Genomic DNA, 26,590 nt, shown 5'->3' on the forward strand with positions numbered 1-26,590 from the left:
AGCAGGAGCGATGGCGCATCGCCGGGTATTGCCCTGCATGCCCCGCCCTCATTGGGCAGCGGGCATGCGGATTAGGAAGCCGGCGCACTCAGCGCGTTGGAGATCATGGTGTTGACATCCTTGGGCCAGAGAAAGGACGCGCCGGGGTCTTGCACCACACGCGGCTGACCGTCCTGCAACCACCAGATGCGCATGGTATTGGTCTGCGCGTCCAGCGCCACGGCGGCGGCGTTGCTGCCGCCCTCATGCTTGCGATTGCCGGTAATGAAGTAGACCGATCCTTCCTTCTGCAAGGGGCCCGCCACCTCCAGATTCCGCATGAAAACCGGCGCCTGCGTACCCAGCAGGTGTTGCAGGCGCGCCGCCATCACGCCACGCTGCAAAAATGGCGCATCGCTTTGGTACTTGCCCACCTGGCCCTGCAACTGCCCGTAGGCCTGCTGGCCATCGGTCGCCTGGGCAGCGGGCGCCCCTCCCGGCCCGCTCTGGCAGCCCGCCAACGCCAATACAGCCGCAAAGCCCCATGCCCTATACCCGATGTGCCCTTGCATCCACATACCTCGCCTTTCAAATGTTTTTCACAAATGTTCTGGAATTCCAGCGCTTGTCCAATCAGCGCTTGAAGCTATTAAAAAAATAGCAATGAACTTGTTCGAACTCAAAGCCGCGCCAAATCTGCATGCCTGCAGCCGTGCAACAGGCCTGAACAGAGAAAACTGGCACACTATACGATTAGTTGTCTCTGTAACCAACTATGGCCTTCCTGCACTGCATAGCTGCAGGGGAAAGCGGCCATCGCGTAAAGTACGGGCATTGTGCCCAGGCCTGCATGGTGCAGCACCCGGCCATGGCCCCTGGGCCAGCCGCTGAAACCATGCCCGGGCCGGCAACCCTCTTGAGAACCGAATGAAGCAATACCTCCAACTCGTGCAGGACATTCTGGACCACGGTTCGTGGCAGAACAATCGCACCGGCATCCGCACCCTCAGCATGCCAGGCGCCAGCCTACGTTTTGACCTACAGCAAGGCTTTCCCGCTGTCACCACCAAAAAGCTGGCATTCAAATCTGCCATTGGCGAGATGGTGGGTTTCATGCGCGCATGCCGCAGTGCTGCGGATTTCCGGGCGCTTGGCTGCAAGGTCTGGGATCAGAACGCCAATGAGAACAAGGCATGGCTGGCCAACCCCTATCGCCTGCAGGAAGACGACCTAGGCCCCGTGTACGGCGTGCAATGGCGTCAGTGGCCTGCCTACAAACTGATTGATCTGGCTCAACCCCAGGGCGCCGCACAGATTGCCGATGCCTTGGCCAAGGGTTACCGCCAGATTGGGGAAGTGGACGAAGGCGGTGTGCCGCATGCCGTGCTCTACAAGGCCGTTGACCAGTTGCGCCAGTGCCTGGACACCATCATGAACGACCCCGGCAGCCGCCGCATTCTGTTCCATGGCTGGAACTGGGCGCAGTTGGAAGAAATGGCCCTGCCGCCCTGCCACCTGCTCTACCAGTTTCTCGTCAACCAGCAGGCGGGCGAGATATCGCTGTGCCTCTACATCCGCAGCAACGATGTGGGCCTGGGCACGCCTTTTAACCTGACCGAGGGCGCAGCGCTGCTGCACCTGGTGGGACGCCTGACCGGCTACAAACCGCGCTGGTTCACCTATTTCATCGGTGATGCCCACATCTACGAAAACCACCTGCCCATGCTGCAGGAACAACTGCAGCGCGAGCCCTTCCCCGCGCCACAGCTGGTGCTGTCCGACCGCATTCCAAGCTATGCAGAAACCGGCCGTTACGAGCCAGAATGGCTGGAGAAAGTGGAGCCCGGCGACTTCCGCCTCGAAGGCTACCAGCACCATGCGCCGCTGACGGCGCCCATGGCGGTATAGGCCTTTTCAGCGCCAATCGCATTCACCCCGCTGGTTGACAGGACCTGCGGGGTTTTTCATTTCTGCACCGCCTCGCAAGCCCTGGCCTCTGGAGCCGTGCGGCCTGAGCGGCCCTCCATACCACGTACTTTTGCGACACGGATTGCAGGCATGGAGGCGCACGTCCTACAGCCAGCAAGACACCATGGCGTCACCCTTTGGGTTCATACACCGCAAGGAGATCTTCCAATTTTGATGGAAGGAGCAAACATGAACAGCGCCCTTTTCATGGCGAACAAGCCGCAGCCCGAAGACGAGGAAATGGACCCCGTGGGCGAGCCCGATCCGGTGCAGGAGCCAGCCCTGCCCGCAGACGGAGACGACCCGGCCCATCCGCCCTTTTCGCCAGACCGCGAGCCCGATATTCCGCAGGATCCGGAGTCCGAGCGGGTGGTGCAACCTGAACCGGTGGGGCCATGACTGCATGACAGCGTGGCTGCCGATGGCGGATGTTCAGGCTCTGCCCACGAGGCCGACGCATCAACCTCAAGGCGTGATGAATCACGGCAGTATCAACCCGATAACTGGAAAGTGCCCCTATGACCGAACCCAGCAAACCATCCAACCCCAAGACAGGTTTTGGCCAATTTGCCAACAAGCGATTCGCCATCCTGCTTGCCATCGTCATCGCATTTCTGATGGTCGCGATCTGGGTGCCGTTCTGATCGCGCCTGCCTTGCCGATGCCTATTCTTGTCGTGTGACCTGGATCCGGGCCTTGTCGAACAGTCCGTCAACAGCCTTGGCTGCAACGCCCATGGGCCCGAAGACGCTGGACATCCGCCCGGAAGGGTCAACACCGTCAACACCACCACGGCAGCCAGGAGGAAATAGCCATGCCAACCCCCATCGCACCACCGCAGCCACCGGTACCGCCTCCCATGCCGGAGCCGGCAAAACCTGAGCCCATTGACCCGCCCGACAGTACCTTGCCTATCGAAGAGCCCCAGAAAGCGCCGCCTGTGAAAGACCCCGAACCCGTGTAGCGGGCCATGAAGCGTCTTCGCCATCCGTTCCATTTGTATCCGGGCCACGCTCCTACACCCAGTCACCGCGAAGCGTCGTACTGTAGTTCCAATCTCGTTATTTACAAAAAGGAGTCCCATGTTGTTCAAATCCAAACAGCCCAGCCTGTCCGCAGTGCAAGACGATCTGGCCAAGCTGGTCGATGATGTTCGAGCCTTGCTCTCTGTCAAGGAATTGGATGCCATTCCCGAAATCAGAGGCGTGCGCCAGCGCATCGATGAAGGGCTCGCGAGCGCCAAGGATTCTGCCGAGCAAGTGCTGCAACAAACCCGGCACGCCGCAGCCTGTGCAGACCAGTACGCGAAGGATGAGCCATGGCGGATTGCCGGTGCGGCACTTGCGGTGGGGGCATTGGTCACCTATGTCATGTGCCGACGTTGACGCATTTCTACGCGCAGGTGCGGACTCCTTGCAGAGCAGGCACCTGAAGACTGTTTTCCGTGGACGCACGCCGGTTGGCTCCGCGTCCGTGGATGAGTGCTGCCCCATGCGGGGCATGTGAGAAGCACAAACTTCGTAACTTCTCGGAGGAGCCGACGATAGGCTGGTGGTGCAGACAAGCATGTGCACCATCAACGCTTTGAGCACAAGGAGGCTGCCATGCAGACCTTGACCGTAACCCCCAAGATGCGCGCCTTTGTAGGCGGCGCATTCTACCCAACAGGTTTCTCGCTTGTCATGTACCCATCGGAAGATGAGGCCTTGGAGATTGCACGCCGGCTTACTGACCACCTGTTTCGCATTGACGATATTTTTCTGGTACCGCCCCAGGTTGTGCTGCAGGAGATCGCGCCCACGGTAGATGCGTCCAACAAACCGTTGCCATCGATGGGCTCAGACGGCTCCATTGCGCGCAGCCTGGTGGAGCTTGCCGAGCAAGGCCATGTCGGCCTGCTGATACGCACTGCGAATGACCAGGAGATCAATGCATTGCGCGGAGTGATTGCCAACAGCAACTACTCCTTTGCCAAGGCATACCACTCGCTGGCCATTGAGGATTTGTAGCCTTCGCGGAACTTCATTTGGCATTTCACGCAACCGGAGAGAAGCGATGAGCCCCATCTTTATCGGCATACATGCGCTGGGCAGCAAACAATCGCCCATACCCCGCACGCCCAAGAAGCCCAAGCCCGGAGGAAGCCCCCCCGCAGACGATAACCCGTCCCAACTGCGGATTTGAAACGCACTGTGCGCTGGCAGATAAAGGACAGCTACGGGTAGCGTAATTTATATATGACCGCACACCTGCAAATGAAAAAACCCGTATGCCGAAGCATACGGGTTTATGTCATTGGTCGAATGGCGTCTTAAAACCATATTAACAAAACCATTGATTTACAAGAACTAAATCAAGTTAGAAAATTGTTGGCATACACGCTGGCATACATGACTTTCGGCCTATGCGCAAAAATGACTACTTGTTGCCCATGCACAGAATTTCATCGCGGCTTAGAGCAGACTCGTATCTCCTACAACTCTCGGATTTCTGCTTTCGGCTGCTCCGCGTAATCCATGAACTTGGCCCTGAACGGCAGCAATCGCCAACATCGGTCACTGAGTTCCGGCTGTTCTGAGCGTCCGCTTCATTCTCGGTGCGGCAACTCGATTGCCCAGCTCGTCGCGTACCGCCTCGGATGACCGCTTCTGAGCACCACAACAGGCTCATGTCAACCCACTGCTGTCGTTCGAGCCTCGTAGGCCAATGTCATCGATGCAGCGATTGCTGCCTGCCGAGTCCGTGACATGAATGTCTACCGTCGCCAAGTAGCAGCCACCTCGAGTACCTCGTCCGGAGTCCTCCAATGGCTGCGTTCATGTGAACAGCAGTCAGAGGGTTGTGAACTATCTATAAACCGCTGGCTGACTCAGTTACTTTTTGCTGGATGAAAATGCAGCCATGACAAGTAAAAAGCAAATTGACAGCGATCTGCAGGCAGCCTTCCTTGGCGTGAAAGCTCTAAGCAATGATTTGTACGTTGAGGAGTTGGCTGGCTATGAAGATGAGCTCAAAGATTCGCTGAATCAGGACGCAGATGATGCACTGCTGTGTGTCTTTGCTGATCGTGGGGAGGTCGCAATGATGGTGGTTGAGCCAGGTGGCACGATTTACAGAAATGAAAAGGCAGTTGCCAAATTGCGGGCGATGCTTCCGAATACCCTTGATGTCAATTTGCAGGTATTGCTCCCAATGTTCTCCGCTGATATCAGCCGGGGGGACTTCGGTGTAGCTGGAATTAAATGGTTGCCAGCGCAGAGTACGTAAAGTGTGAACTGGGATTGCCGCGTTACTTCTTTAGGGCTGCTGTTTGAATTGAAAAATTGGGACAGCAGCTTCCACCAAGTCCGGTGTGATTCAAAGTGGCAGCTCTTGGGAGTGATACTGACTGGGGCAGTGTCGCTGAATGACAGCCTGCGCATATGAGGACGGTAAGAATCCAGTACGCGAACAGGCTCAGGGCCTTGACGAAACTAAACAACGCCAAGTCAAGCTGCCAGTGCCTCCCACCTCAGGCGCTGCCTCCACAGTGGTTACCTTGTCCAGCCTGCCCTACTTCCGCATCTACCCTCTGCGCGCAGTCGAGACCCCGCCCCGCCCGCACTCTTAATGTATCGCTTTCGTCGATACCGCCGACACCGGCGCTTTCCAGCGCTGGTGCGGCCTCGCGGGGCGGTTTTGCCCCTTTGGTAAGTGTCGGGATTCGACGGGAAATGATGATGGCCCCGCACGAAAAGCTTGCGCATCTTTTGGCGAGGCATCTGCGTTGCCGGAAAAGGCGCTGCTTTCTGTGAGAAACGCAGTCACAACCTGTGCAACGTGACTTGTCCCTGCCTCAAAAGCACTATTGAGGCATGGAAAAGAAGACCTCCACCGCAGCCACAAAATTTCCGCTGATTTCGCAGCTGCCAAGTCCGTACCACGACCGCCTGCTGCAAATCAATGTTGTGCAGCAACTGACGGGGGCTGGCCGCCAAACCATCTACCGCTGGATGGACAGTGGCGCATTTCCGCTGGCAGTTCGTGTGCACGGCAAGCGCATTGCCTGGAAAGAATCCGAAATCAATGCTTGGATCGACAGCCGCCCACGTGCCGATCTGCCATCTGCAAAGGAAGCGAAATGACAGCCCAGGAAAACAGGGCAAGCCGTTTCTTCATTCGCTGCCCGCATTGTGAAGCTCAGGCCAAGGTGCGCACCAGCAAGCAAGAAACCAGAACCATGCGCAGCTTGATATGTCGATGCACCAACGTGCTGTGCAATTTCACTTTCGTGGCGAGCTTTGAGGCTATTCAAACCATATCGCCATCGGCTATGCCGCATGCAGAAGTAGACCTACCCAGTAGCGACTACGCCATTGCATTGCTAAGAAAAGAAGCGCTTGCTGCCTACAAAAAGCCGGTGAGAAAAGAAACCGATACACAGAGAAATTCCATTAAGCCCATTGCAGCGATGCAGCCTCAAGCCAGCAGCCAGGCACACCTACCGCAGTGGCATTCGTTGATTCACTACACCGTCACCCCTAAACAGGAGCGCACATGACCACCCATCGCCTGAACGACCAGAAATACAGCCTTAAAGGCGCAGCCCAATGCAGCGACAAAAACGGACGCAAAACCAGCACCCTGGAAGTCCTGGCAGGCGCCAATGGCGCGAATTTCTCCAGCGAAAGTGCCCCCAGCCATGCGCAGGTGGTGCTGCAGGAGGGGAGCGGCCCAAATGCAGTGCCCATCGCCTACTTCACTACCGAGCAAGCCCGCCAACTGGCCACGGCGCTAAACGCTGCTGCCGGCGGCCATGACGCCGTTCAACTGGCCGACTGCTAACTCCCTTGAAAACCGCACCAACCAAGCCATGACCACTACACATACCCCTGCCAACGCCTTTACCCAGGAAGCCGAAGAAGCCAAAACCACTTGGCTGGATGCGCAGGCCCGCCTGAGGGCTGCGCGCGAAGCGTTCAACACCGGCGCCGTGGTTCGCTTGAAAGAGATTTTCAGCAACCAGGACTCCTTGAAAGCCAAGCTGGAAGCCGCCCGTCTGGAGCGAGAAAAGGCCGAGTCCGAATTCAAATCCGCATTCGAGGCCGCCGGGTTTGAAAAAACTGCAGCGGTGCAAAAAATCCTCAACAAAAAGAACGACGCCATTGCCATTTGTGAAGAGCTGGAACGCGCTATTGCCAGCATGAGCGCCGAGTGTGCTGAGCACCAGCCGCTATTTATGCAGGCCAGCATCGAGGCTGAAACGTACCAGGCAGCCCATGGTTCTGCCTTTTCTGCAGGCGCGCGGTTTCATGCGTTTGCACTGCTGGAAAAACACGGGCCTGCAATGGCCGACGCACTTGCATTGATTCGCAATGTGCGATCTGGCAACGCAGCGATCGAGGTTGACATAGGCCCATCACAGGGGTTCAGCCCAGAGACCGCCCGGATCACCCTTGAAAGCCGGATGGACGTATTGCTGAGTCCGCTGCGTAGCAAGTCCATGAAAGCTCCCAGTGGCATCACCCAGCCCATTGTCGATGCCATCGGCACGCTCGACCTCGGGCCGATGAAAGGTCGCAAATTGCTCACCCCTGCCGACCATCACAAGATCAGATTCGCAGCCCAAACCCGAACCGCCTGAGCACCGCTCTACCTCACCTCTACCAAACCCTTCAACAACGGAAACAACACCATGACCGATATCGCAACCAGCCAGACCCAAACTCTCGAAGGCGAAGAAATCATCAATGGCCGTCCTGCTCGTGCCATCACGCTGCAGCAGCCGATCACTCGTGGCGCGCAAGTCATCACCAAGGTGCATGTGCGCAAGCCCAAAAGCGGCGAGCTACGCGGCATCGACCTGGGTGCCATGCTCAACGCCAATGCCGACGCCATCATGCAAGTTCTGCCCCGCGTGACGGAGCCACTTCTGGTGAAGCACGAGGTGGAAAACCTTGACCCTGCCGACCTGCTCATGCTGGGGATGGCGTTGGTCAGTTTTTTCGTGCCGAAGGCAGAGCTGCAATAGCACTGCCAAAACACATTGAGGAGGCAATGGCAGACATTGCCTTCGTCTTCCACTGGCTGCCCAGCTGCATGGATGCCATGGAGCTGGACGAACTAGTAGGCTGGCAGCAGTTGGCCGTACAGCGCTTCAACACCGTCAACGCACCGCCTGAGCGAAAGAGCTAAGATGCCCCTTCATGAATCCACTGCTGTTTTTTGCAGGCATTGCTGCGTACTACAAGCTGGAAGAAGTGCTGGCCGAGCGCGAGACCGCGCAAACCAAACGCGATCTGGCCTTGATCCATTTGCGCGCGCGGGCCGAGCAGTTGCAACAAGAACTGGAAGATATGCAGTTCGACCAGACCCTGCAGCCCAGCCGGCACAGCGCCAAGCAGCTGTGCGCTGCCCAGCAGCGTGCAGACCGCGCGCAAGAAGCACTGCTGATGGCAGAGACTGGCAGCTCTCTGCGCTAAACCGCCTGGCACGCTGTGGGGTGTGCCATGGCTGACAAACTGCGCCTCGAAGTGCTGTTTGCGGCTGTTGACAAAGTAACCGGCCCGCTCAAAGCCATCCAAACCGGCAGCCGTGCTACCGCCAAAACTTTGGGCGAAGCCGAGCTGGCCTTGAAAAAACTGCAGCAGCAGCAACGCCTGCTGCAAAGGCTGGATGATGCCAAGCCTGATTTGATCCGCGAGCGCGACAAACTGCGCATGCTCAAAGAACAGCTGTCTGCCATGCGCGTGCAAGGCATTGCCAGCAAAAAGCAGCTGGACAGCAAAGAAAAGGAAGTTGCCCAGCAGGCGGCTGCCTACGAGCGTCAACGTGTTGCTGTCATGCGCTTACGCTCTGAAGTGACGGCCCTTGGCTTGGGCAGTGCATCCCAAGCCCAGGCCAAGCTGGCTACCAGCATTGGCGCCGCCAACACCCAGATTGACGCCCAGCGTCACAAGCTCGAACAGCAGCGCCAGGTAGAAACGCGCTTGGCCGCTCTGCGCGAGAAGCACGGCGCCACCATGATGAAACTGGCCAAATGGGGCGGCGCAGCCGTAGGCGCGCAGATGGCCGGGCAAAAAATGAGCGGCTGGGTCAAGCACCCGGTGCAAGAATTTACGGACGCCGAACAGGCCCGTACTCAGCTGCAAGTAGCCTTCATGACCAAAGACGGCGGCGCATCGGCAGAACTGCGGCAAATCACCGACCTGGCCCAACGGCTGGGCGACCGCCTGCCCGGTACCACTTCCGACTTCATCAACATGATGACCGCGCTCAAAAAGGAAGGCATGAGCGCCAAAACCATCCTGGGGGGCCTGGGGGAGGCATCGGCCTACCTTGCCGTCATGCTGGAAGAAACGCCTACGGAAGCGGCTAAGTTCGGCGCCAAGATGCAAGACGCCCTACAGGCTACCGAATCCGAGATGATGGGCATCCTCGACATGCTGCAGCGCAGCCACTACGCCGGCGCAGACGCGCGCTACATGCTGGCCGGCTTCGGCAACATGGCGCCGGTGCTCAATATCATCAAGAAAAAGGGTATGGAGGCGATGAAAACGCTCTCGCCCATGATGGTGATGATGAACCAGGCCGGCATGACCGATGGCGGCAGTGCTGGCAATGCCATCCGCAAGGTGTACCAGTACACGATGGATGCCAAAAAGCTGGCTAAGGCCAATGAGGCCGTCAAGAAGGCTGGCGGCAAATTTCGGCTTGATTTCAGCAATGGCAAGGGCGAGTTCGGCGGGCTGGAAAAAATGTTCTCCCAGCTCGAAAAGCTCAAAAACTTCAACACCATGCAGCGGGGCAGCATCATCAAAGAGCTGTTTGGCGACGATGCCGAAACTCTGCGCGTGCTCAACCAGTTTATTGAAAAAGGCCTGACAGGCTACCAAGAAACCGTGGCCAAGCTGCAAGACCAGGCAGACCTGCAAGAGCGCGTCAACAAATTGCTGGGCACACTGAAAAACGTGGCAGAAGCCGCCCAGGGCAGCTTCACCAACTTGCTGGTCGATCTGGGCGAGCTGATCGCGCCAGAAGCGAAAGCCGTACTCAACTGGCTAGGCGATATGGCCGTCAGCATGAAAGCGTGGGTCAAAGAAAATCCGCAAGTTGCCAAAACACTGATGCTCATTGCCGCCGCCGGTGCTGCCGTACTCACCGTTTTGGGCACCCTGGGTATTGCCTTGGTGGGCGTGATCGGTTCATTGACCATGTTGCGCCTGCTCTCGGGCCGCATGCTGCTCAACCTACTAGGCATGCGGGCAGCCGGTGCCTCCGCTGCGGCTAGCACCGGCATAGCCGCCAAGGCCGTGCAATGGCTGGTATCAGCTTGGGGCGCCTTCAAAGCCATGGGAGTGGCCGGTATTTTCCGAACCATTGGGCCGGCCATCACTGGAGCGCTCTCGCAGCTCTCCAGCCTGCGCGGCGTGTTTGGCCTGCTCAAAGGTGGCCTGTGGGGATTGCTCAAACTGGTGTTCACCTTTGCCCGGGCCAATCCGGTAGCCGCAGTTGTTATGGGCATTGCTGGTGCTGTGGCGGGTTTTGCAGCCCATTGGGACAAGATCAAAGAGTTTTGGGATCAGGGTCAATGGTGGAACCTGGCCAAGGAGATATGGGCAGCCATTGAATGGGGCTTGAATGCCGCATCGCTGGGCTTGTACGACTTCTTCATGACCATGGCCAAGAAAGCGCTTGGCGCTGTGTGGGAGGGCATGAAAAGTGCTGTCGGTGCAGGCAGCACTACAGCCAACGATTCACCTGTGCAAGTGGCAGGCCGAGCCAAAGCCACGGCGGCGGCATTTGCATTGGCCACTGGCGCAACGGCTGGGCCTTCGGTAGGCGCACAGGCGCTACAAGATGGTCAGCAGTTTCAGGTCAAACAAGAGCTGCTCACCCTGCAACCCAAGGCAGCCGCCCCGGTTTCGGTGAGCAGCAACAACACGTTCAATATCACCGCCGCACCGGGTATGGACGAAAGAGCCGTGGCGCGTGCTATCACCTTCGAGATGGATAGACGCGACCGCCAGACAGCTGCTCGCCGAGGTAGTTCCCTTATGGATATTGATTAAACGCGACGCCCACCCTACTTTATCCGCACCGTCTCGCTGCTACCATTGAACATGCCAGCCCTAGGCTGATCCCCGAACACCTGTGACCCTGACAGGCTGGGCTGGCATTTCTGGCAGGGGCATCGAGGGATGCATATGAAACAGAAGCAAGGCCGAGTATTAGCCGCTCATGGTTCGATAAAGCCTATTAAAACGAATGCAGTTCCGGAAAGATCTGATGTCCAACGCATTATTCACGGCGGTGTTGTAGAGTGTCTTACGTCATCGCAGATACAAGGCGGTAGCTCTATTTTGCGAGGCGGAGTGGTTCAAGGCTGGGTAAGACAGCAACCAGCTGGGGGGACAATTAGCATTGGATGGGATGAGAAAGAAAGACGCGCATGCAAGGCTCTGATGGGTTATGTGGAGAGCGCAAAAAACGATCCTGAAGTTCAGCAGTCTGCAGAGATCGCTAGCTTCCTGCAGGAGCTTCTAAGGAGTATTAACGACGTCCTGTACAAGAGAACAGAAGACGTGGTAGGCCAGATTCAGAAAAAGAGTATTAGTCGGAACAGCTCGAAGGCAGCTAGAAGGAAAGCAGAAATTCATAAAGAAAAACCTGATGCGCGCCGCGATTACGTCAAAAGGCACTGGTACGCCTGGATTGCAAAGCCTGACCTCTACGACACGTTGGAGTTTTTCTATGAAGAAATGACGAAAGGTATTGCGGAAGAATTAAAGCTCAAACCGCGCAGCAAAAAGACTATGCAGACATGGGCCAAGGATTGGCCTCTGCATCCAAGAGCGCACCAAAAAAAGCGCTGATCTGCAAGAAATTAGTTTCGGCAATGTGCATGCAGGCTACCTTTTATTTAGGCAGTCTGCATGCACATTGGGCTATTCATATCAGTCGATATGAAATGAAATACATGCATCCCAACCAACCAGGATGCATGGACATGGCACTACTTAGAAAACACAGCGCAGCCGCATTGATCGGCCTGAGCAAAACGGCACTTGACACCATCGTCAGGACTGACCCCAGCTTCCCCCGCCCCATCAAACTTGGCGAGCACCGCCAAAGCGCAGTGCTGTTTGACGAAGGCGAGTTGAACGCCTGGATTGACTCCTTGAAAGCAAAGCGCAGCAATCAGGCTGCGATGGGGGCTGTGTGATGAACAAATACCCTACGCCGGAGCACAACGCCACCACCGCAGTGGGCCAACGCATGTTGATTTTGGAGGCCCTTAAAACCGGCCCCAAAACCACTGACGATTTGCGCCGCATTGGCGCCTTTTCCTCCACCTCTCGCATTGCAGAACTGCGTAAAGCCGGCCATGCCATCGCTACATTGCTGGTGCCGACCTATGACCGCGATGGCCACCCCAGGCGCTTGGCGCTTTATCAGTTGGAGGGATCGCCATGCTAGCCACCCACGCAACCAAAAAAAATGCGCCTGGAACCACAAAAGCAGTTACCAAGGCGCTCAGTCATACAAAGCACTATTCTACAGAACAAGCCCCACAAAAAGCCATAGGCACCGGGGCAACACAATTTGCAGCACCACAGCTGCAAGTTTTGGGCTACACTATTTGCAAGCCGAGAGGCCCGGTGCTTGAAAACACCAATGAACCAGAGGTAGCAGCCCCCACCGTCAAGCGGGGTTTTGTCACGCCCAATTTCTGGGGGCGGGTGCGTCAGCACCTACCCCGTATGGTTTCGGGTGGGATGGCTCACACCGCGAGGTTGAGCGCACGGCTGGTTCCGTGTTTTCAACATCCCATCCACCTTATGCGCTTGAAAACGCAAACGGTGGTTCCCTTGATTCATCCAGGAACCAAGACCATGACCGCTATGACCCTGGCCACCCGCAGCGCTGCACCCTCCAAACCCAACGCTATTCCCGCAGACCATCTGCATGCCGTGCTGGGCGCGTTCAACGCCACCAACCTGGCCAGCAGCTATATCGAACGCGGCAACTTTGCCGCCGCCCGCCGCAAACTGGTGCTTGCGCTGCAAGCCATCAACCAACTGCAAGCGGAGGTCTGAGACATGACCTCCACCACAAAGAATGCCGTGCCAGTCACGGCAGGCGCTAGCCATGGCCAGCCTGGCTTGTTGAATGCTGCCGGAACGCTTGCCCAAAGTGCAGACAAATTGGCCTTTCGTGCAGAAGATGCTATTGAGCATTTGCGTTGCGCCATGCAAGCCTATGAAGGGCTGGAATACATGGTGTCTTGTGCCGCTGACCATGCCATGCCACAGCCGGAACAGCTTGGCGCAATCATCCGTGCAAGTAATGAGGCGGTGAACACTCGCCTGGATACCCTAGAAGCGGCACTGTCCGAATTGCGCGCTTTTCTGCAGGCCACGCCTGAACATGGAAGGGTATAACCATGGCCAGCACTACTCCAACCGCCACCGCAGCCACCAGTTTTTACGACTTGTGCGATGCAGATAAAGCCGACCTAGCCTATTGGGCGATAGACCGTGCTTGCGCCGGCGAACCACCGCAAGCAGACGATGGAGCGGCCCTGCTCTTTGCTCTCGGCCTGGTTAACCGGGCAGCACAGGCACTGCGCGTTGCACTACCGAAAGGCGGTGCCGCATGAAGCAAGACCGGGCCGAAGCCCAGGCCATCGCAAACGCCATGCTGCAGCGCCTGCAGGCGTTTCCCATCATCGATCAACCCCACGCACAATGTCTGGCTCCTGATCTGGTGTTGCTTGACCCAGTTGCTCCTCGCTTCGCGTCTACGGCATTCGTGGGGCCACCAGAAAAGGGCATTCCCATGCGTTTGCGACCGCGGTTTGCAGAGCTACGCGAGCATTTTGCCAACAAGGCCGGCAACACCACTCATAGCGGCGTAATGGATGCGGAATGGGCGCGCATGCCACTCCCCTGGCGCATTGTGATGCTGATGATGGGCGGGATTGGTGACTTGGATGCGGATATGCACCAGCTGGCCGCCCGAAGTTGGCAGTTGATCCCTCCCAAAGAGCGCGATGGCATACGCTCTGCGCTACGCGAAGCCTATATGATATTGAGCCGCGTGCAGGCATTGCGACTGCGAACCATCGACTAGCGCATCATGGCCATCCCGCGCCTGTTGCCCACCAGTAGCCTGCGCGACTGGGAGACAAACAAGCCACGCATGCAAATGGTGAAATACCATCTGCAGCGCGTGGCTGACTGCGCGCCAACGGGCTGGAAAGCAGCGATTGCGGAACACCTGGCCGGAGTCATCACGAAAGAAGGTCAGCAGCCAAACATACCCGAATGGGTGCAGGCCTGGGACAAGCTGCAACAAATTGCCGACTTTGATGCAGCTTATGGCGACGCCGCACGCCTGAACCTGAGCGACTATGAAATCTGCACCTGGGCAAAACAGCTGGCCGCCCAGGTAGATGAATTTATGGATGGTTGCGAGCTGGCCCGTTTTAGCCTGGCTGAACGGGGCCAGGCGCTGGCCATGATGCTGCGAACCACTGGTGCGCTGACGATCGAGGACTTGGTGGGCCTATTCAAATTCAAAGATGGCGATACGCCGCAGGACAAGGATCGCAAAATTGATGCCGCGATAAAGCGCTCATCAGACGATAGCTGGTGGCGCCGAAAACTGCGCCGCTTGGTGGCCCGTGTGGTGGAAGCCGGAGCCATTCGCTTGGGTCTGGTGAACATGACCAAGGGTCGGTATATCAGCCACGGCGGCCTCTTACGCCGCCAAGCACAGATCAAACGCAATACCGAAGCGCTGCAGCGCAGCCTGTACCGTAATGAGGCTGGCCAGGTATACACCTTGGCCGAGCTGGCCGCACTGAGCACCGCCAACCCGCTGGTGCGTGGTGGCGAGCTAATGACGCGCATCCGCGGCGCCGAAGAGTATGCAGACAGCCATGGCCATGTGGGCTTGTTCATCACCCTCACCTTGCCGAGCAAGTTCCACCCAGTCACCATTCGCGCAGGCAAATCGCGCCACAACAAAAAGTACAAAGGTGCCACGCCCCGCGATGGGCAAGAATGGCTGCGCGATACCTGGGCCAAGGCGCGTGCTAAGCTGGCCCGCCTTGGCGTCAAAATTTACGGCCTGCGTGTGGCTGAGCCGCACCACGATGGCACGCCGCATTGGCATGCCCTGCTGTGGACTGAAAGCCAGGCCGACGCCATCACCTTGGAAAGCACGCTGCGCCAATACTGGCTGGCCGAAGATGGCCAGGAACGCGGCGCGCAAGACAACCGCGTATGCATCAAGCGCATGGATCGGGGCGGCGCCGCTGGCTACGTGGCCAAGTACATTGCCAAGAGCGTGGGCCATGTGGCACTGACTGACCACCAAGATTTGGTCAACGGCGACCAGATAAAAATGGAGTTCGGCGAAGAGACCAGCCAAGGGCACCAACGGGTAGACGCCTGGGCGGCCTGCTGGGGCATTCGCCAATTCCAGACCATTGGCATGCCCAGCGTGACGGCCTGGCGCGAGTTGCGCCGCGTAAGCAAAGACCAGCTTGACCTGTTCAACCAAGAAGGCGACCGCCAAACCATGAGCGCTTACCGCGCATGCCACCGCCAAGGCAACTTGCGCGCAGACTGGCGCGTGTTTATGGAGGCAATGGGCGGCCACGCCTTAAAGCGCCACGAGTGGCACCTACGCACCGTCACCACGATGGTAGAAAAAGGCCAGATCAACCGCTACGGCGAAGCCGTGGAAGTGGGCCGCATCGTGGGCCTGACCCCGCAACGGGGCCGCATGTGTGGCCGCTGGCTGGTGAGCCGCCGCATCGCCTGGATGCCGGTAGCGAACGAGAGCAGCGCGCATGCTGCGCATGCATCCAAGACCAAGCCTGAAAACCCCAAGGCCGTAGACCAAGCACAGAGCGCAAGCATGGCGCCAGTCCGGCAGGCTTTGCCTGCCGCTTGGACTGGTTTCAATAACTGTACGGCCAGGCTGACGCATGGGCTGCGGAAGGCGTTGCTGGAGCAGAAAATGCACTCTTTTGAGCATTGGAGCAAGGCGGGTACCGTTGCAATGGCGAACTCCATGCACGACATAACACCGAATCATCGAAGCGAATCGATAAGACAGAGCCAGCGCGTCCGTCCTTAGCCAAACATAGATGATTTCTTTATGCCATTAGCTAGCTGAGTAGAGTGCCACGTTTCCATAACAAAAATGACAAGGGAATGCGCGGCATTAACTGCGAGACGAGCTTCGGAGATAGCTATCGGTGGCGGATTTAGACCTCGCCCATGTGCCGAGCCTATGTGCGTCCGATAAGCACCGATCCCGTCGACAATTGAAGCCAAACCTTGAAGCACTCGCTTTTGATCGTCTCTAAGTAGAGGGTCAACGTTAAGCTTCAAGTCCGCCTGAACTGCTCGCCACAACGGCATAACAGTCTGCGCCGCAGGCATAGCAATTCCCACGGTATCGATATAAGTCTTGCAAAGTGCCTCAATAATTGCACATGCTGCAGTTATTGACGCATGTGGATCTGACTCAAGCTGCTTCAAGGCTCTATCGAATTCAGCTTCGATAGACTGAAAGTCGCCCGTTCGCAAGTAGTCGGCAAGCGTTTTACTCGTTACGTTAGACCCTGCTAGCAACACGTAGCCATTGACTTGGTACGTGAGTTGACTCCGCGCAAGTGTCTCCCGAATTCGTTGCTGCCCTTCAGCAATTTCCGGACGGTATCTCGTAGGCGGAGAATCCATAAACGGCTGAATGACCCGACCAAGAATCGCTAACGAATCAACAGATGAATCTGTATTGCAGCGTCGAAGCCATTCAGCGCACTTGGCCTCCATATTTCCGCTTGGGGGATCGCCAGGCGCTCCACTCTCCTGAAATAGAGAATTTATTTTCGTATGACTTTGGTAATACGAAGGGAGAACGGATGCCACTGCACCAATAACAGAACTAGGGATCACTCTTACCGCCAATCTATTCTTCAAAATTAGTTACTCTTGCCCACTTTATTCATGATTGCGCACCTGAAATTAAGTCGATCTCATCAGCCCACCACTGCATCAAAGGCCGCCTAGCTTCAATGTATTTAGCGTGGTTATAACGCCCACGTACGCCACGCGTCACATGCGCGAGCGCCGCTTCTATCAAGTCCGAATCAAAGCGCTGCGCGTCATTGGCTGCCGTGCTGAAAATATGCCTAAAGCCGTGGGGCGTCTGTCTATCGTCATAGCCTAGGCGCCGCAGCGCCATCAAAAAGAACATGCCACTTTTGGGCTTCTTCGTATCACTACGTCCCGGGAACAAAAAGGGATAGGCACCGTTGATGTGCTGCAGCTCTTTGAGAAGCGCGACCGCCTGGCTCGACAAAGGGATTACGTGCGGATCGCCGGTTAGCTTCTCTGACTTTTTGCGCTTCATGCGTATGGCTGGCACCGTCCATTCGCTTTTGGCGAAGTCAATTTCTGCCCACTCTGCCTCGCGCAGCTCAGATGGGCGAGTGGCGAGCATCATCAGCAGTTGCAGGCCAATCGAGGCCTCGCGCGACTTGTAGCCCCTGATTGCGCGAATCAACTCTGGCAGCTCACCTTGCGTCACATGCTTCATAGCCTCCGCCTTGCGGGTCTCTAGTCGCTTGTGCATGGTGGCCAAAGGGTTGGCCTCCATCCGGTCGGTGATAACGGCCAAATCCAGAATATCGCGGCACATAGTCAGCACACGGCTGGCCATTTCAATGATCCCGGCCTCTTGCATGCGGTTGAAGTGCTCCAGCCATTCTTTGGCCTTGATCTGCGCGAATGGCCGCATGCCGAACTGTGGATAGACGTGGTTTTTTAGTGCGCCGATGTTCCGAACTGCGGTGCCATCCACCCAGGTACGGGTTTTGATGGCGATCCATTCGTTGGCCAAGGCCTCAAAAGTGTTTTCTGAAATGGTCTGAGCGGCGCCTTTAAGTCGGCTTACCGTATCCCGCAGCGTTTCACCTGACTGCATCGCCTCGACCAGCTCGGCTTCTTTTTGTCGAGCCTTTGCCGCAGACAGGCTCCCGTCTCGCTTGCCGTAGGTTCCGATGCCCATGAATGACCATTTGCCAGGGCCAATCTTGTAACGAATCTCCCAAGACCTACGACCGTCGGGTCGCACGTAAAGGTGCAGATTTCTATCCGTGGTGTCTCTGACCCGGTAAGCACTGGCCTCAGGCTCCAGTGCCTCGATCGTTGTGTCCTTAAGGGGGTGATGCCTTTTAGTAAGGTCTACTCGCTTCATGTATGCCACCAGTTCGCTTCTTAAGCAGCATACATGACGGCATACATATTGGCCGCTGTTGTATAGGAGCATGTAGGGCCATGCCCGGCCATGATTTTTCACGTAAGTCCGTGAATACAAATGAAAAACCCGTATGCCGAAGCATACGGGTTTATATCAATGGTCGGAATGGCGGGATTCGAACTCGCGACCCCTTGCACCCCATGCAAGTGCGCTACCAGGCTGCGCTACATTCCGAAGACTTGAATTATATACCTAGTTTTCAGGCTCTCCAGAAAGAATGCGACGAATTTCCTGCAATTCGATAGCGGCCTGTTGCCAGGTGACCGGCTCTGCAGAATTGAACGCACTTGCCTCATCGAACGCAGCTGCGTCCATTCCATTCAGTGTGAACGCAGCGTCATCAGCCAAAGCCTCCAGCATGGCGTGGCCACGAGGCAGGGTTTGCAACTGGTTGCGCGCGCCGCTGATGGTGAAGCCACGCTCATACAACAGCTCTCGAATGCGGCGAATCATCAACACCTCGTGGTGCTGGTAATAGCGCCTGTTTCCCCGGCGCTTGACGGGACGCAGCTGTGTGAATTCCTGCTCCCAATACCGCAGCACATGCGGTTTGACATCACACAGCACCGCGACTTCACCGATGGTGAAATAACGTTTGGCGGGGATGGAGGGAAGCTGTTTTTCCATGGGCAAATTGTAAACAGCCGCTAGTGCGGCCGTGTTGCATACTGGCGATGCTGCCAGACGGGCGGTAGGCCATGTCTGCGGATGGACAATCTCAATCCATCAGCGCATCGCCACCTTCAAGTCTAGTCTGCCGGAGCCTGCACCGAATCCTTGAGCTTGCCGCTGGCATGGAAGGTGACGACCCGGCGCGCCTCGATAGGCACCTCTTCGCCAGTGCGCGGATTGCGGCCCGGACGGGCTTTCTTCATGCGCACCTGGAAATTGCCAAAGCTCGACAGTTTCACGTCTTCGCCCTTGATCAGGCTTTCGGCGATCAGGTCGAAAAACGCATCCACCATGTCCTTGGCTTCACGCTTGTTCAACCCGATGTTGTCAAACAGCATGTCGGCGAGCTGCGCCTTGGTCAGCGCAGGTTGCTCCAGACTTTCTACTGTAAATTCCATAGCAATATCCGCAATATAGATCAGCGCAAACGCGCATTAACGCTCTGCTTGAGCTGTTCAAGCACAGCTTGCATGGCGGTCTCGATTTCGGTCTCTTCCAGTGCCCGCTCGTCATGGCCCAGGGTCAGGCGTACTGCCAGGCTCTTCTCATCCTGCGCCAGGCTGCCTGGCGCGGCTTCTTCACCGGCCTTGAGCTTCTTGGGGCGGAACACATCGAACAGTACGGCATTGCGCAGGATACCGCCACTGTTGGCGGCACGGATGGCATTCATGATCTGCGCGTGCGTCACGGCTTCCTTGACCACCACGGCAATGTCACGCTCCACGGCCTGGTGCTTGGCCACAGGCTTGAACACTGCCACGTTGCGGGCCAGCACGGCATCAAGCTCCAGCTCGAATAGGGTGGGTGCTTGCGCCAGATCCCATTCCTGGCGCCACTGGGGGTGCAGCTCTCCTACAAAACCGATAGCCTTGCCATTGAGCAGCACACGAGCGCAGCGGCCGGGGTGCATGGCCGGATGCTCGGCAGCCTCGAACACAGGCACCAGAGGCGCCAGCAGCGCTTCCACATCGCCCTTGACGTCGTAGAAATCGACCTTGGTTTCGGTGCTGCCCCATTGCAGTTGGTCGGCTGCGCCATAGGCGAGGCCAGCTACGCGCATGGGCTGGTAAAAGCCCTTCACGGTGGTGTCGGAATCGACGACCGATACATCCTTGAAGAATACACGCCCCAATTCGAACACGCGCACGCGCTGTGCCTTGCGGTCCACATTGAACTTGAGCACCTGCAGCAGCGAGCCCAGCAACGACGAGCGCATCACGCTCAGATGGCTGGCAATCGGGTTGAGCAGCTTGATGGCATTGCTGTTGCCCGCCAGCTCCTGCTCCCACTTTTCTTCGACAAAGCTGAAGTTGATGGTTTCCTGGTAGCCCAGGGCTGCCAGTTCACGGCGCACGGCAAACGGGCTGCGCTGGTTCTCGGCACGCAGCTTGGGCGAGATGGGCGCCAGCGGCTTGGAGGTTGGCAGGTTCTCGTAGCCCACCATGCGGGCCACTTCCTCGATCAGATCCTCTTCCAGGTTGATGTCGAAGCGGAAGGTGGGAGCAGTCACGCTGATCACGCCCTCGGCAGCCACCACAGCCGGCAGGCCCAGGCCATTCAGGGCATCCAGGCATTGCTGCTGGGTGACGGGCATGCCGATGACCTTGGCAGCCCGCGCCACGCGCAGCTGCACGGTCTTGGGCGCAGGCATATGAGGCTTCTGGTCGTCCATCGGGCCGCACTGGGTCTCGGGCGTACCGCAGATCTCCAGCACCAGCGCGGTGATCCGCTCGATGTGTTCCACCGTGTGCTCGGGATCTACACCGCGCTCGAAGCGGTGGCCGGCGTCGGTCGAGAAGTTGAAGTGGCGCGAGCGGCCCGCCACTGCCTTGGGCCACCAGAACGCAGCCTCGATGTAGATGTTCTTCGTGTCGTCGGACACAGCCGTGGCGTCGCCGCCCATGATGCCGGCCAGGGATTCGACTTCCTTGTCGTCGGCAATCACACCGACCTGAATGAAATCATCGATCTTGATGGTGTTGCCGTTGAGCAGCTTGAGCGTCTCGCCCTCCTTGCCCCAGCGCACGCTCAGGCCGCCATGGATCTTGTCCAGATCGAAGATGTGGCTGGGTCGGCCCAGCTCGAACATCACGTAGTTGGAGATGTCCACCAGCGGCGACACGGAGCGCTGACCGCAGCGTGCAAGGCGATCCACCATCCATTGCGGCGTCTTCACCTGGGTGTTGACGTTGCGCACCACGCGACCCGAGAAGCGGCCGCACAGGTCGGTGGCTTCAATCTTCACGGGCAGTTTGTCCTGCACGGCAACGGCAGCCTGCGGGAAGGACAGTTGCTTGAGCGGCGTGCCGGTCAGTGCCGACAACTCGCGCGCAATGCCATACACCGACAGGCAATGCGCCAGGTTGGGGGTGAGCTTGAGCGTGAACAGCGTGTCATCCAGATTCAGGTATTCGCGCACGTTCTGGCCCAGAGGCGCGTCCAGCGGCAGCTCCAGCAGGCCGCCGTGGTCGTCGGCAATGCCCAGCTCCTTGGCCGAGCACAGCATGCCAAAGCTCTGCACGCCGCGCAGCTTGCCGATCTTGATCTTGAAAGGCTGGCCATCTTCGCCCGGGGGCAGCTCAGCGCCCACGGTGGCACAGGGAATGCGGATGCCCACTCGCGCATTGGGTGCGCCGCAGACGATGTTCAGCAGCTCTGGGCCGCCCACATCCACCTGGCAGACGCGCAGACGGTCGGCGTCGGGGTGCTGCACGGCCTCCTTGATTTCACCGACCACAATGCCGGTGAAAGGCGGGGCCACGGGCTCCATCTCTTCGACTTCCAGGCCGGCCATGGTCAGGGTATCGGCCAGCTCTTGGGTGGTCAGCTGCGGGTTGCAGTATTCGCGCAACCAGGATTCAGGAAATTGCATAGTCAGACTCTTTGGCGTTCAGGCTTGTTGGCAGTGCTTGCAAACAGGCCAAGGCGTTCTTGCTTTCAAAACAGGAGCTGTTTGCGTATGGCTGGCGGTCATCTTCAGACACTTTCTCCTTTAAAGCCAGGCAGGATGCACGCAAACTGCTCACTTTTTCAATTACTGAAACTGCGACAGGAAACGGATATCTCCGTCGAAGAACAGGCGCAGGTCATTCACGCCATAACGCAGCATGGTCAGGCGATCGGGGCCCATGCCAAAGGCAAAGCCGATGTATTTTTCGGGGTCAAGGCCCATGTTGCGCACCACATTGGGATGCACCTGTCCGGCACCCGACACTTCCAGCCAGCGGCCAGCCAGCGGGCCACTCTGGAACTGGATGTCTATCTCGGCCGAAGGTTCGGTGAACGGGAAGAAGCTGGGGCGGAAGCGCAGAACCAGATCGTCCTGCTCGAAGAACGTCTTGCAAAAATCGGTGAACACCACCTTCAGATCCTTGAAGCTGACGTTCTCGCCGATCCACAGGCCTTCGCACTGGTGGAACATGGGCGAGTGGGTGGCATCGCTGTCCACGCGGTAGGTGCGGCCCGGCGCGATCACGCGGATCTCCGGCATCGTCTGACCTGCGTCGATCAGGTTGCGGTATTTCTTCACATGCTGTACGGCATGGCGCACCTGCATGGGGCTGGTGTGCGTGCGCAGCAGATTGGGCGCGTGCTGTGTGCCGCCTTCAACGTAGAAGGTGTCGTGCATGGAGCGCGCGGGATGGTCTTCCGGCGTGTTGAGCGCCGTGAAGTTGAACCAGTCGGATTCGATCTCCGGGCCTTCTGCCACGTCGAAGCCCATGGAGCCGAAGATGCCCTCGATACGCTCCAGCGTCAGCGAGACGGGGTGCAGTCCGCCTGCGCCACGGCGGCGGCCAGGCAGCGTCACATCCAGCACTTCGGCTTTCAGGTGGGCCTGCAGTTCGGCATCGGCCAGGGCCTTGCGGCGGGCCGTGAGCAGCGACTCGATGGCTTGCTTGGCCACATTGATCGCCGCACCGCGCGACTTTTTCTCTTCGACGGAAAGCTGCGCCATGCCCTTCATGAGCTCGGTCATCTTGCCCGACTTGCCCAGAAACTGCGCCTTGGCATTTTCCAGATCAGCGGGGGTATGGGCCTGCGCAAACAGTTGCTGCGCGCTCTCGACCAGAGAATCCAACTCGTTCATATCGACTCTTTATCGATTCTTAAAAAGAAACAAGGGCTAGTGCCTTTTCAAGCCCTAGCCCTTGCTGTGTATGCACCAGCAGCTACTGAATCAGGAGTAACTACTGATCGTGACCTCAGGCAGCCAGCTTGGCCTTGACTTGGTCGACGATAGCTGCAAAAGCAGCCTTGTCGTGCACGGCGATATCGGCCAGCATCTTGCGGTCGATTTCAATTGCAGCCTTCTTCAGGCCGTTGGCGAATTGGCTGTAGGTCAGGCCCAGTTCACGTGCAGCAGCATTGATACGAGCGATCCACAGTTGGCGGAACACGCGCTTCTTGTTGCGACGATCACGGTAGGCATACTGACCAGCCTTCATGACGGCTTGCTTGGCAACGCGGAATACGTTACCACGGCGGCCGCGGAAACCCTTAGCAAGGGCCAGAACTTTTTTGTGGCGGGCGCGAGCCGTTACACCACGTTTGACGCGAGGCATGTGTTTTCTCCTTGTTCGTCAGTGAATTACAGGCCCATGCCGGGCAGCATCTGTGCCATGTGACCCATGTTGGTCTCATGCACGTTCACTGCACCGCGCAGGTGGCGCTTGTTCTTGGTGGTCTTCTTGGTCAGAATGTGACGCTTGAAGGCTTGACCGCGCTTGACGGTGCCACCTGGACGAACGCGAAAACGCTTCTTCGCGCTGCTCTTGGTCTTCATTTTGGGCATGTGAATGCTCCTTATGGATTGTGCTCGTGAGGCGTTCAGACCACTTGGCTGAACTTGTTGGCCCCGAGCCACTTTTGCGACAGACCGGAAACCCTATCTATCGAAGAAAAGCCACTGCCAATACAAACAGCGGCCCAGATTCTGAACCCCTGAAGCACAAGCAATTGCCCTTCATAAAAACCGAAGGCGGCTATGCGCCGCCATCGGAATTCGGTATTTTATGCGATTTTTCAAGCCGCTGCCACTGGCGCCTTATCACCTTCGGCAGTTTTACCACCAGCAGCACCTGGTTTTTTGCGCGCAGGCGCCACCATCATGATCATCTGGCGTCCTTCCAGCTTGGGGAACTGTTCCACCTGGATGGTATCGGCCAGCTCGTCGCGGATGCGGTTGAGCAGGTCCATGCCGAGGTTCTGGTGGGTGATTTCACGACCACGGAACCGCAAGGTCACCTTGACCTTGTCGCCCTCTGCCAAGAAACGCTTGATATTGCGCATCTTGACGTTGTAGTCGCCATCATCGGTACCAGGGCGGAACTTGACTTCCTTGATATCGATAACGGTCTGCTTGGCCTTGGCTTCTGCCGCCTTCTTCTGTTCCTGGTACTTGAACTTGCCGTAGTCCATCAGACGGCACACCGGGGGCACAGCCGTGGCGGCAATCTCGACCAGGTCAACGTCCAGTTCGCCCGCCATGCGCAACGCTTCCAGCACAGGCACGATACCCAGAGGTTCATTGTTAGGACCGGACAGACGCACTTCAGGAGCCTGGATCTCACGATTCAGACGGTGTTTGCGCTCTTCACGGTGGCGGCGATCACGAAATTCAGTAGCTATGGCTTTCACCCTAAAAATTTAAAAGCTACGACAGCGTAGCTGCTCAAAGCACAGTCCACGCTGTCCAAAGCTCATCTACCAGAGGGTTTTATGCTTTAGAGGCAATGTCCTTGGCGATCAGTTCTGCGAACGCATCGACGGACATCACACCGAGGTCTTTGCCGCCTCGGGCGCGCACTGCTACGGCTCCAGCTGCCTTCTCCTTGTCACCAGCGACGAGAATATAGGGCAGCTTTTGCAACGAATGCTCCCGTATTTTATACGTAATCTTCTCGTTGCGCAGGTCGGTAACCACACGCAACCCTTGGTGCGGCAAGGCCTTACGCAATTTGTCGGCAACCTCCTTCACATATTCCGCCTGCGCGTCAGTGATGTTGAGGATCGCAACCTGGGTAGGCGCCAGCCAGGTGGGCAGCGCGCCGGCGTGCTGCTCGATCAGGATGCCGATGAAGCGCTCGAGCGAGCCCACGATGGCGCGGTGCAGCATGATGGGGCGATGGCGCTCTCCATCTTCGCCGACAAATTCTGCGTCCAGGCGCTCTGGCAGGTTCGGGTCCACCTGGATGGTGCCGCACTGCCATTCACGACCCAGCGCATCCTTGAGCGTGTACTCGATCTTGGGACCGTAGAAGGCACCTTCGCCAGGCAGGTACTCGAAATCACAGCCCGATGCACGCAGGCCTTCGGCAAGCGCAGCTTCTGCCTTGTCCCAGCTCTCTTCCGTGCCGATGCGCTTTTCAGGGCGGGTGGACAGGCGGTAGAGGATGTTGGTGAAGCCGAAATCCGCATAGACCTTCTGCAGCAGCGCAGTGAAGGCCGTCACTTCGGCCTGAATCTGCTCGGGCAGGCAGAAGATGTGGCCGTCATCCTGCGTGAAAGCGCGCACGCGCATGATGCCGTGCAGCGAACCGGTGGGCTCGTTGCGGTGGCAGTTGCCGAATTCACCAAAGCGCAGCGGCAGATCACGGTAGCTCTTGATGCCTTGCTTGAAGATCAGGATGTGGCCCGGGCAGTTCATCGGCTTGAGTGCGTACTCGCGCTTTTCCGATTCGGTGGTGAACATGTTTTCGCGGTACTTGTCCCAGTGGCCGGTCTTCTCCCACAGGGTCTTGTCCAGAATCTGCGGTGCCTTCACTTCCTGGTAGCCGTTGTCGCGGTAGACCTGGCGCATGTACTGCTCCACCTCCTGCCAGATCGTCCAACCCTTGGGATGCCAGAACACGGTGCCGGGCGAGTGCTCATCGATGTGGAACAGATCCAGCTCGCGGCCGAGCTTGCGGTGGTCGCGCTTTTCCGCCTCTTCCAACATGGTGAGGTACTGCTGCAACTCGTCCTTGCTGGCCCAGGCCGTGCCGTAGATGCGTTGCAGCATCTCGTTGTTGTGGTCTCCACGCCAATAAGCGCCAGCCACCTTCATCAGCTTGAAATGCTTGAGCTTGCCGGTGCTGGGAACGTGGGGGCCACGGCACAGGTCTTCAAAGTTGCCTTCGCGGTACAGGCTCACATCCTCATTGCTGGGGATGCTGGCAATGATCTCGGCCTTGTAGTCTTCGCCAAGGCCCTTGAAGTAGGCCACGGCTTCGTCGCGCGGCAGCACGCGGCGCACCACAGGCTCATCCTTATTGGCGAGCTCGGTCATGCGCTTTTCGATGGCAGCCAGATCTTCGGGGGTGAAGGGGCGCTTGTACGCAAAGTCGTAGTAGAAGCCGTTTTCGATCACCGGGCCGATGGTGACCTGCGCCTCGGGAAACAGCTCCTTGACGGCATAGGCCAACAAGTGGGCGGTGGAGTGGCGGATCACTTCCAGGCCATCTTTATCCTTGGCGGTGATGATGGCGAGCGGCGCATCCTGCTCGATCACGTGGCTGGTGTCCACCACCTTGGCGTTATCGCCAATACCGACCTTGCCCGCCAGCGCGGCTTTGGCCAGGCCCACGCCAATCGATGCCGCGACATCGGCCACCGATACCGGGCCGGGATAGTCGCGCTTGGAGCCGTCAGGGAGCGTAATTTGAACCAT

34 protein-coding genes and 1 tRNA gene are annotated in these 26,590 nt (G+C 57.8%); 23 read left to right on the forward strand and 12 right to left on the reverse strand.

What is annotated here, in order from left to right; all coding sequences use genetic code 11:
* Positions 1–71 precede the first annotated feature (71 nt).
* The gene (locus tag ABIE32_RS09010) at positions 72–551 is read right to left on the reverse strand and encodes a hypothetical protein (protein WP_224149690.1); all 480 of its coding nucleotides are present in this window, start codon (positions 549–551) and stop codon (positions 72–74) included.
* A gap of 355 nt (positions 552–906) precedes the next feature.
* Between ABIE32_RS09010 and ABIE32_RS09015 the strand changes: the two genes are divergently transcribed.
* The 23 genes from ABIE32_RS09015 (at position 907) to ABIE32_RS09125 (ending at position 16,080) form a co-directional block, all read left to right on the forward strand.
* On the forward strand, positions 907–1,887 hold the full coding sequence (locus tag ABIE32_RS09015) for a thymidylate synthase (protein WP_429015366.1): 981 nt from the start codon (positions 907–909) through the stop codon (positions 1,885–1,887).
* Positions 1,888–2,136: 249 nt separating this feature from the next.
* The gene (locus tag ABIE32_RS09020) at positions 2,137–2,346 is read left to right on the forward strand and encodes a hypothetical protein (RefSeq protein WP_429015368.1); all 210 of its coding nucleotides are present in this window, start codon (positions 2,137–2,139) and stop codon (positions 2,344–2,346) included.
* Positions 2,347–2,465: 119 nt separating this feature from the next.
* Positions 2,466–2,591: a hypothetical protein gene (locus ABIE32_RS09025; RefSeq protein ID WP_395027883.1), complete on the forward strand. Its 126-nt coding sequence runs from the start codon at positions 2,466–2,468 to the stop codon at positions 2,589–2,591.
* Positions 2,592–2,761: 170 nt separating this feature from the next.
* Complete coding sequence (locus tag ABIE32_RS09030; RefSeq protein WP_184749485.1) at positions 2,762–2,911, forward strand: hypothetical protein; 150 nt, start codon at positions 2,762–2,764, stop codon at positions 2,909–2,911.
* A 118-nt stretch (positions 2,912–3,029) separates the two neighbouring features.
* Entirely contained in the window at positions 3,030–3,332 is a 303-nt protein-coding gene (locus ABIE32_RS09035; protein ID WP_224149693.1) for a DUF883 family protein, read from the forward strand.
* Positions 3,333–3,551: 219 nt separating this feature from the next.
* The gene (locus tag ABIE32_RS09040; protein WP_429015369.1) at positions 3,552–3,956 is read left to right on the forward strand and encodes a hypothetical protein; all 405 of its coding nucleotides are present in this window, start codon (positions 3,552–3,554) and stop codon (positions 3,954–3,956) included.
* A 46-nt stretch (positions 3,957–4,002) separates the two neighbouring features.
* A complete protein-coding gene (locus tag ABIE32_RS09045; protein ID WP_429015371.1) occupies positions 4,003–4,131 on the forward strand; it encodes a hypothetical protein in 129 nt (42 codons plus the stop codon).
* A gap of 717 nt (positions 4,132–4,848) precedes the next feature.
* On the forward strand, positions 4,849–5,214 hold the full coding sequence (locus ABIE32_RS09050) for a hypothetical protein (RefSeq protein ID WP_429015373.1): 366 nt from the start codon (positions 4,849–4,851) through the stop codon (positions 5,212–5,214).
* 587 nt (positions 5,215–5,801) lie between these two features.
* Positions 5,802–6,071, forward strand: coding sequence for a helix-turn-helix transcriptional regulator (locus ABIE32_RS09055; protein ID WP_429015374.1), 270 nt, complete (start codon positions 5,802–5,804; stop codon positions 6,069–6,071).
* Positions 6,068–6,487, forward strand: a complete 420-nt coding sequence (locus ABIE32_RS09060; RefSeq protein WP_429015376.1) for an ogr/Delta-like zinc finger family protein — start codon at positions 6,068–6,070, stop codon at positions 6,485–6,487. The genes ABIE32_RS09055 and ABIE32_RS09060 overlap by 4 nt, the downstream gene beginning before the upstream one ends.
* Positions 6,484–6,771 (forward strand): hypothetical protein, encoded by a 288-nt coding sequence (locus tag ABIE32_RS09065; protein WP_429015378.1) that lies wholly within the window; start codon positions 6,484–6,486, stop codon positions 6,769–6,771. Before ABIE32_RS09060 ends, ABIE32_RS09065 begins: the two co-directional genes overlap by 4 nt.
* Complete coding sequence (locus tag ABIE32_RS09070) at positions 6,743–7,570, forward strand: hypothetical protein (protein ID WP_429015380.1); 828 nt, start codon at positions 6,743–6,745, stop codon at positions 7,568–7,570. The genes ABIE32_RS09065 and ABIE32_RS09070 overlap by 29 nt, the downstream gene beginning before the upstream one ends.
* A 51-nt stretch (positions 7,571–7,621) precedes the next feature.
* Positions 7,622–7,957, forward strand: a complete 336-nt coding sequence (locus ABIE32_RS09075; protein WP_429015382.1) for a phage tail assembly protein — start codon at positions 7,622–7,624, stop codon at positions 7,955–7,957.
* Between the two features lie 26 nt (positions 7,958–7,983).
* A complete protein-coding gene (locus ABIE32_RS09080) occupies positions 7,984–8,121 on the forward strand; it encodes a GpE family phage tail protein (RefSeq protein ID WP_184710680.1) in 138 nt (45 codons plus the stop codon).
* 11 nt (positions 8,122–8,132) lie between these two features.
* Positions 8,133–8,408 (forward strand): hypothetical protein, encoded by a 276-nt coding sequence (locus ABIE32_RS09085; protein ID WP_429015384.1) that lies wholly within the window; start codon positions 8,133–8,135, stop codon positions 8,406–8,408.
* Positions 8,409–8,435: 27 nt separating this feature from the next.
* The gene (locus tag ABIE32_RS09090; RefSeq protein WP_429015386.1) at positions 8,436–10,997 is read left to right on the forward strand and encodes a phage tail tape measure protein; all 2,562 of its coding nucleotides are present in this window, start codon (positions 8,436–8,438) and stop codon (positions 10,995–10,997) included.
* 135 nt (positions 10,998–11,132) lie between these two features.
* The gene (locus tag ABIE32_RS09095; protein WP_429015387.1) at positions 11,133–11,801 is read left to right on the forward strand and encodes a hypothetical protein; all 669 of its coding nucleotides are present in this window, start codon (positions 11,133–11,135) and stop codon (positions 11,799–11,801) included.
* Between the two features lie 29 nt (positions 11,802–11,830).
* Positions 11,831–12,151 carry a helix-turn-helix transcriptional regulator gene (locus ABIE32_RS09100; protein WP_429015388.1) on the forward strand — a complete coding sequence of 107 codons (321 nt, stop codon included), beginning with the start codon at positions 11,831–11,833 and terminating at the stop codon, positions 12,149–12,151.
* Positions 12,151–12,405 carry a helix-turn-helix domain-containing protein gene (locus ABIE32_RS09105; RefSeq protein WP_184710688.1) on the forward strand — a complete coding sequence of 85 codons (255 nt, stop codon included), beginning with the start codon at positions 12,151–12,153 and terminating at the stop codon, positions 12,403–12,405. Before ABIE32_RS09100 ends, ABIE32_RS09105 begins: the two co-directional genes overlap by 1 nt.
* Positions 12,406–12,821: 416 nt before the next feature.
* Positions 12,822–13,025 (forward strand): hypothetical protein, encoded by a 204-nt coding sequence (locus ABIE32_RS09110; RefSeq protein ID WP_429015389.1) that lies wholly within the window; start codon positions 12,822–12,824, stop codon positions 13,023–13,025.
* A 3-nt stretch (positions 13,026–13,028) separates the two neighbouring features.
* A complete protein-coding gene (locus ABIE32_RS09115) occupies positions 13,029–13,370 on the forward strand; it encodes a hypothetical protein (protein WP_429015391.1) in 342 nt (113 codons plus the stop codon).
* A 256-nt stretch (positions 13,371–13,626) separates the two neighbouring features.
* Positions 13,627–14,061 carry a hypothetical protein gene (locus ABIE32_RS09120; protein WP_429015393.1) on the forward strand — a complete coding sequence of 145 codons (435 nt, stop codon included), beginning with the start codon at positions 13,627–13,629 and terminating at the stop codon, positions 14,059–14,061.
* Between the two features lie 69 nt (positions 14,062–14,130).
* Complete coding sequence (locus ABIE32_RS09125) at positions 14,131–16,080, forward strand: replication endonuclease (RefSeq protein WP_429015395.1); 1,950 nt, start codon at positions 14,131–14,133, stop codon at positions 16,078–16,080.
* On the opposite strand, the gene ABIE32_RS09130 is transcribed toward ABIE32_RS09125, so the two are convergent.
* The 11 genes from ABIE32_RS09130 to thrS form a co-directional block, all read right to left on the reverse strand.
* Positions 16,077–16,781 (reverse strand): abortive infection family protein, encoded by a 705-nt coding sequence (locus ABIE32_RS09130; RefSeq protein ID WP_429015424.1) that lies wholly within the window; start codon positions 16,779–16,781, stop codon positions 16,077–16,079. The genes ABIE32_RS09125 and ABIE32_RS09130 overlap by 4 nt on opposite strands.
* A gap of 172 nt (positions 16,782–16,953) precedes the next feature.
* The gene (locus tag ABIE32_RS09135; RefSeq protein ID WP_429015397.1) at positions 16,954–18,279 is read right to left on the reverse strand and encodes a tyrosine-type recombinase/integrase; all 1,326 of its coding nucleotides are present in this window, start codon (positions 18,277–18,279) and stop codon (positions 16,954–16,956) included.
* Between the two features lie 88 nt (positions 18,280–18,367).
* Positions 18,368–18,444, reverse strand: a tRNA-Pro gene (locus ABIE32_RS09140).
* Positions 18,445–18,462: 18 nt separating this feature from the next.
* The gene (locus ABIE32_RS09145) at positions 18,463–18,897 is read right to left on the reverse strand and encodes a MerR family transcriptional regulator (protein ID WP_429015398.1); all 435 of its coding nucleotides are present in this window, start codon (positions 18,895–18,897) and stop codon (positions 18,463–18,465) included.
* Positions 18,898–19,019: 122 nt separating this feature from the next.
* The gene (locus ABIE32_RS09150; RefSeq protein ID WP_184710700.1) at positions 19,020–19,340 is read right to left on the reverse strand and encodes an integration host factor subunit alpha; all 321 of its coding nucleotides are present in this window, start codon (positions 19,338–19,340) and stop codon (positions 19,020–19,022) included.
* 20 nt (positions 19,341–19,360) lie between these two features.
* Entirely contained in the window at positions 19,361–21,814 is a 2,454-nt protein-coding gene (gene pheT / locus ABIE32_RS09155) for a phenylalanine--tRNA ligase subunit beta (protein WP_429015400.1), read from the reverse strand.
* Positions 21,815–21,976: 162 nt separating this feature from the next.
* Positions 21,977–23,029: a phenylalanine--tRNA ligase subunit alpha gene (gene pheS, locus ABIE32_RS09160; RefSeq protein ID WP_224149701.1), complete on the reverse strand. Its 1,053-nt coding sequence runs from the start codon at positions 23,027–23,029 to the stop codon at positions 21,977–21,979.
* A gap of 115 nt (positions 23,030–23,144) precedes the next feature.
* Positions 23,145–23,504 (reverse strand): 50S ribosomal protein L20, encoded by a 360-nt coding sequence (gene rplT / locus ABIE32_RS09165; RefSeq protein WP_184710706.1) that lies wholly within the window; start codon positions 23,502–23,504, stop codon positions 23,145–23,147.
* A 26-nt stretch (positions 23,505–23,530) separates the two neighbouring features.
* Positions 23,531–23,734 (reverse strand): 50S ribosomal protein L35, encoded by a 204-nt coding sequence (rpmI, locus tag ABIE32_RS09170; RefSeq protein WP_105729206.1) that lies wholly within the window; start codon positions 23,732–23,734, stop codon positions 23,531–23,533.
* A gap of 230 nt (positions 23,735–23,964) precedes the next feature.
* Positions 23,965–24,579, reverse strand: a complete 615-nt coding sequence (gene infC, locus ABIE32_RS09175) for a translation initiation factor IF-3 (RefSeq protein ID WP_224149702.1) — start codon at positions 24,577–24,579, stop codon at positions 23,965–23,967.
* 79 nt (positions 24,580–24,658) lie between these two features.
* Positions 24,659–26,590, reverse strand: coding sequence for a threonine--tRNA ligase (thrS, locus tag ABIE32_RS09180; protein ID WP_429015403.1), 1,932 nt, complete (start codon positions 26,588–26,590; stop codon positions 24,659–24,661).

Source organism: Comamonas sp. 4034 (genome assembly GCF_050434545.1).
Taxonomy (GTDB): domain Bacteria; phylum Pseudomonadota; class Gammaproteobacteria; order Burkholderiales; family Burkholderiaceae_C; genus Comamonas; species Comamonas odontotermitis.

Bases quoted from the DNA above. Each gene is read 5' to 3' on its own strand.
- ABIE32_RS09030 (WP_184749485.1), top strand. From the start codon at position 2,762: ATGCCAACCCCCATCGCACCACCGCAGCCACCGGTACCGCCTCCCATG.
- ABIE32_RS09095 (WP_429015387.1), top strand. From the start codon at position 11,133: ATGAAACAGAAGCAAGGCCGAGTATTAGCCGCTCATGGTTCGATAAAG.
- thrS (WP_429015403.1), bottom strand. From the start codon at position 26,590: ATGGTTCAAATTACGCTCCCTGACGGCTCCAAGCGCGACTATCCCGGC.
- rpmI (WP_105729206.1), bottom strand. From the start codon at position 23,734: ATGCCCAAAATGAAGACCAAGAGCAGCGCGAAGAAGCGTTTTCGCGTT.
- ABIE32_RS09110 (WP_429015389.1), top strand. From the start codon at position 12,822: ATGACCGCTATGACCCTGGCCACCCGCAGCGCTGCACCCTCCAAACCC.
- ABIE32_RS09040 (WP_429015369.1), top strand. From the start codon at position 3,552: ATGCAGACCTTGACCGTAACCCCCAAGATGCGCGCCTTTGTAGGCGGC.
- ABIE32_RS09055 (WP_429015374.1), top strand. From the start codon at position 5,802: ATGGAAAAGAAGACCTCCACCGCAGCCACAAAATTTCCGCTGATTTCG.
- ABIE32_RS09035 (WP_224149693.1), top strand. From the start codon at position 3,030: ATGTTGTTCAAATCCAAACAGCCCAGCCTGTCCGCAGTGCAAGACGAT.
- pheS (WP_224149701.1), bottom strand. From the start codon at position 23,029: ATGAACGAGTTGGATTCTCTGGTCGAGAGCGCGCAGCAACTGTTTGCG.
- ABIE32_RS09125 (WP_429015395.1), top strand. From the start codon at position 14,131: ATGCAAATGGTGAAATACCATCTGCAGCGCGTGGCTGACTGCGCGCCA.
- ABIE32_RS09135 (WP_429015397.1), bottom strand. From the start codon at position 18,279: ATGCTCCTATACAACAGCGGCCAATATGTATGCCGTCATGTATGCTGC.
- ABIE32_RS09070 (WP_429015380.1), top strand. From the start codon at position 6,743: ATGACGCCGTTCAACTGGCCGACTGCTAACTCCCTTGAAAACCGCACC.
- ABIE32_RS09090 (WP_429015386.1), top strand. From the start codon at position 8,436: ATGGCTGACAAACTGCGCCTCGAAGTGCTGTTTGCGGCTGTTGACAAA.
- ABIE32_RS09150 (WP_184710700.1), bottom strand. From the start codon at position 19,340: ATGGAATTTACAGTAGAAAGTCTGGAGCAACCTGCGCTGACCAAGGCG.
- ABIE32_RS09085 (WP_429015384.1), top strand. From the start codon at position 8,133: ATGAATCCACTGCTGTTTTTTGCAGGCATTGCTGCGTACTACAAGCTG.
- ABIE32_RS09050 (WP_429015373.1), top strand. From the start codon at position 4,849: ATGACAAGTAAAAAGCAAATTGACAGCGATCTGCAGGCAGCCTTCCTT.
- ABIE32_RS09120 (WP_429015393.1), top strand. From the start codon at position 13,627: ATGCTGCAGCGCCTGCAGGCGTTTCCCATCATCGATCAACCCCACGCA.
- ABIE32_RS09105 (WP_184710688.1), top strand. From the start codon at position 12,151: ATGAACAAATACCCTACGCCGGAGCACAACGCCACCACCGCAGTGGGC.
- ABIE32_RS09145 (WP_429015398.1), bottom strand. From the start codon at position 18,897: ATGGAAAAACAGCTTCCCTCCATCCCCGCCAAACGTTATTTCACCATC.
- ABIE32_RS09115 (WP_429015391.1), top strand. From the start codon at position 13,029: ATGACCTCCACCACAAAGAATGCCGTGCCAGTCACGGCAGGCGCTAGC.
- ABIE32_RS09130 (WP_429015424.1), bottom strand. From the start codon at position 16,781: ATGGAGGCCAAGTGCGCTGAATGGCTTCGACGCTGCAATACAGATTCA.
- ABIE32_RS09020 (WP_429015368.1), top strand. From the start codon at position 2,137: ATGAACAGCGCCCTTTTCATGGCGAACAAGCCGCAGCCCGAAGACGAG.
- ABIE32_RS09100 (WP_429015388.1), top strand. From the start codon at position 11,831: ATGCAGGCTACCTTTTATTTAGGCAGTCTGCATGCACATTGGGCTATT.
- pheT (WP_429015400.1), bottom strand. From the start codon at position 21,814: ATGCAATTTCCTGAATCCTGGTTGCGCGAATACTGCAACCCGCAGCTG.
- rplT (WP_184710706.1), bottom strand. From the start codon at position 23,504: ATGCCTCGCGTCAAACGTGGTGTAACGGCTCGCGCCCGCCACAAAAAA.
- ABIE32_RS09015 (WP_429015366.1), top strand. From the start codon at position 907: ATGAAGCAATACCTCCAACTCGTGCAGGACATTCTGGACCACGGTTCG.
- ABIE32_RS09045 (WP_429015371.1), top strand. From the start codon at position 4,003: ATGAGCCCCATCTTTATCGGCATACATGCGCTGGGCAGCAAACAATCG.
- ABIE32_RS09010 (WP_224149690.1), bottom strand. From the start codon at position 551: ATGCAAGGGCACATCGGGTATAGGGCATGGGGCTTTGCGGCTGTATTG.
- ABIE32_RS09060 (WP_429015376.1), top strand. From the start codon at position 6,068: ATGACAGCCCAGGAAAACAGGGCAAGCCGTTTCTTCATTCGCTGCCCG.
- ABIE32_RS09075 (WP_429015382.1), top strand. From the start codon at position 7,622: ATGACCGATATCGCAACCAGCCAGACCCAAACTCTCGAAGGCGAAGAA.
- ABIE32_RS09065 (WP_429015378.1), top strand. From the start codon at position 6,484: ATGACCACCCATCGCCTGAACGACCAGAAATACAGCCTTAAAGGCGCA.
- ABIE32_RS09080 (WP_184710680.1), top strand. From the start codon at position 7,984: ATGGCAGACATTGCCTTCGTCTTCCACTGGCTGCCCAGCTGCATGGAT.
- ABIE32_RS09025 (WP_395027883.1), top strand. From the start codon at position 2,466: ATGACCGAACCCAGCAAACCATCCAACCCCAAGACAGGTTTTGGCCAA.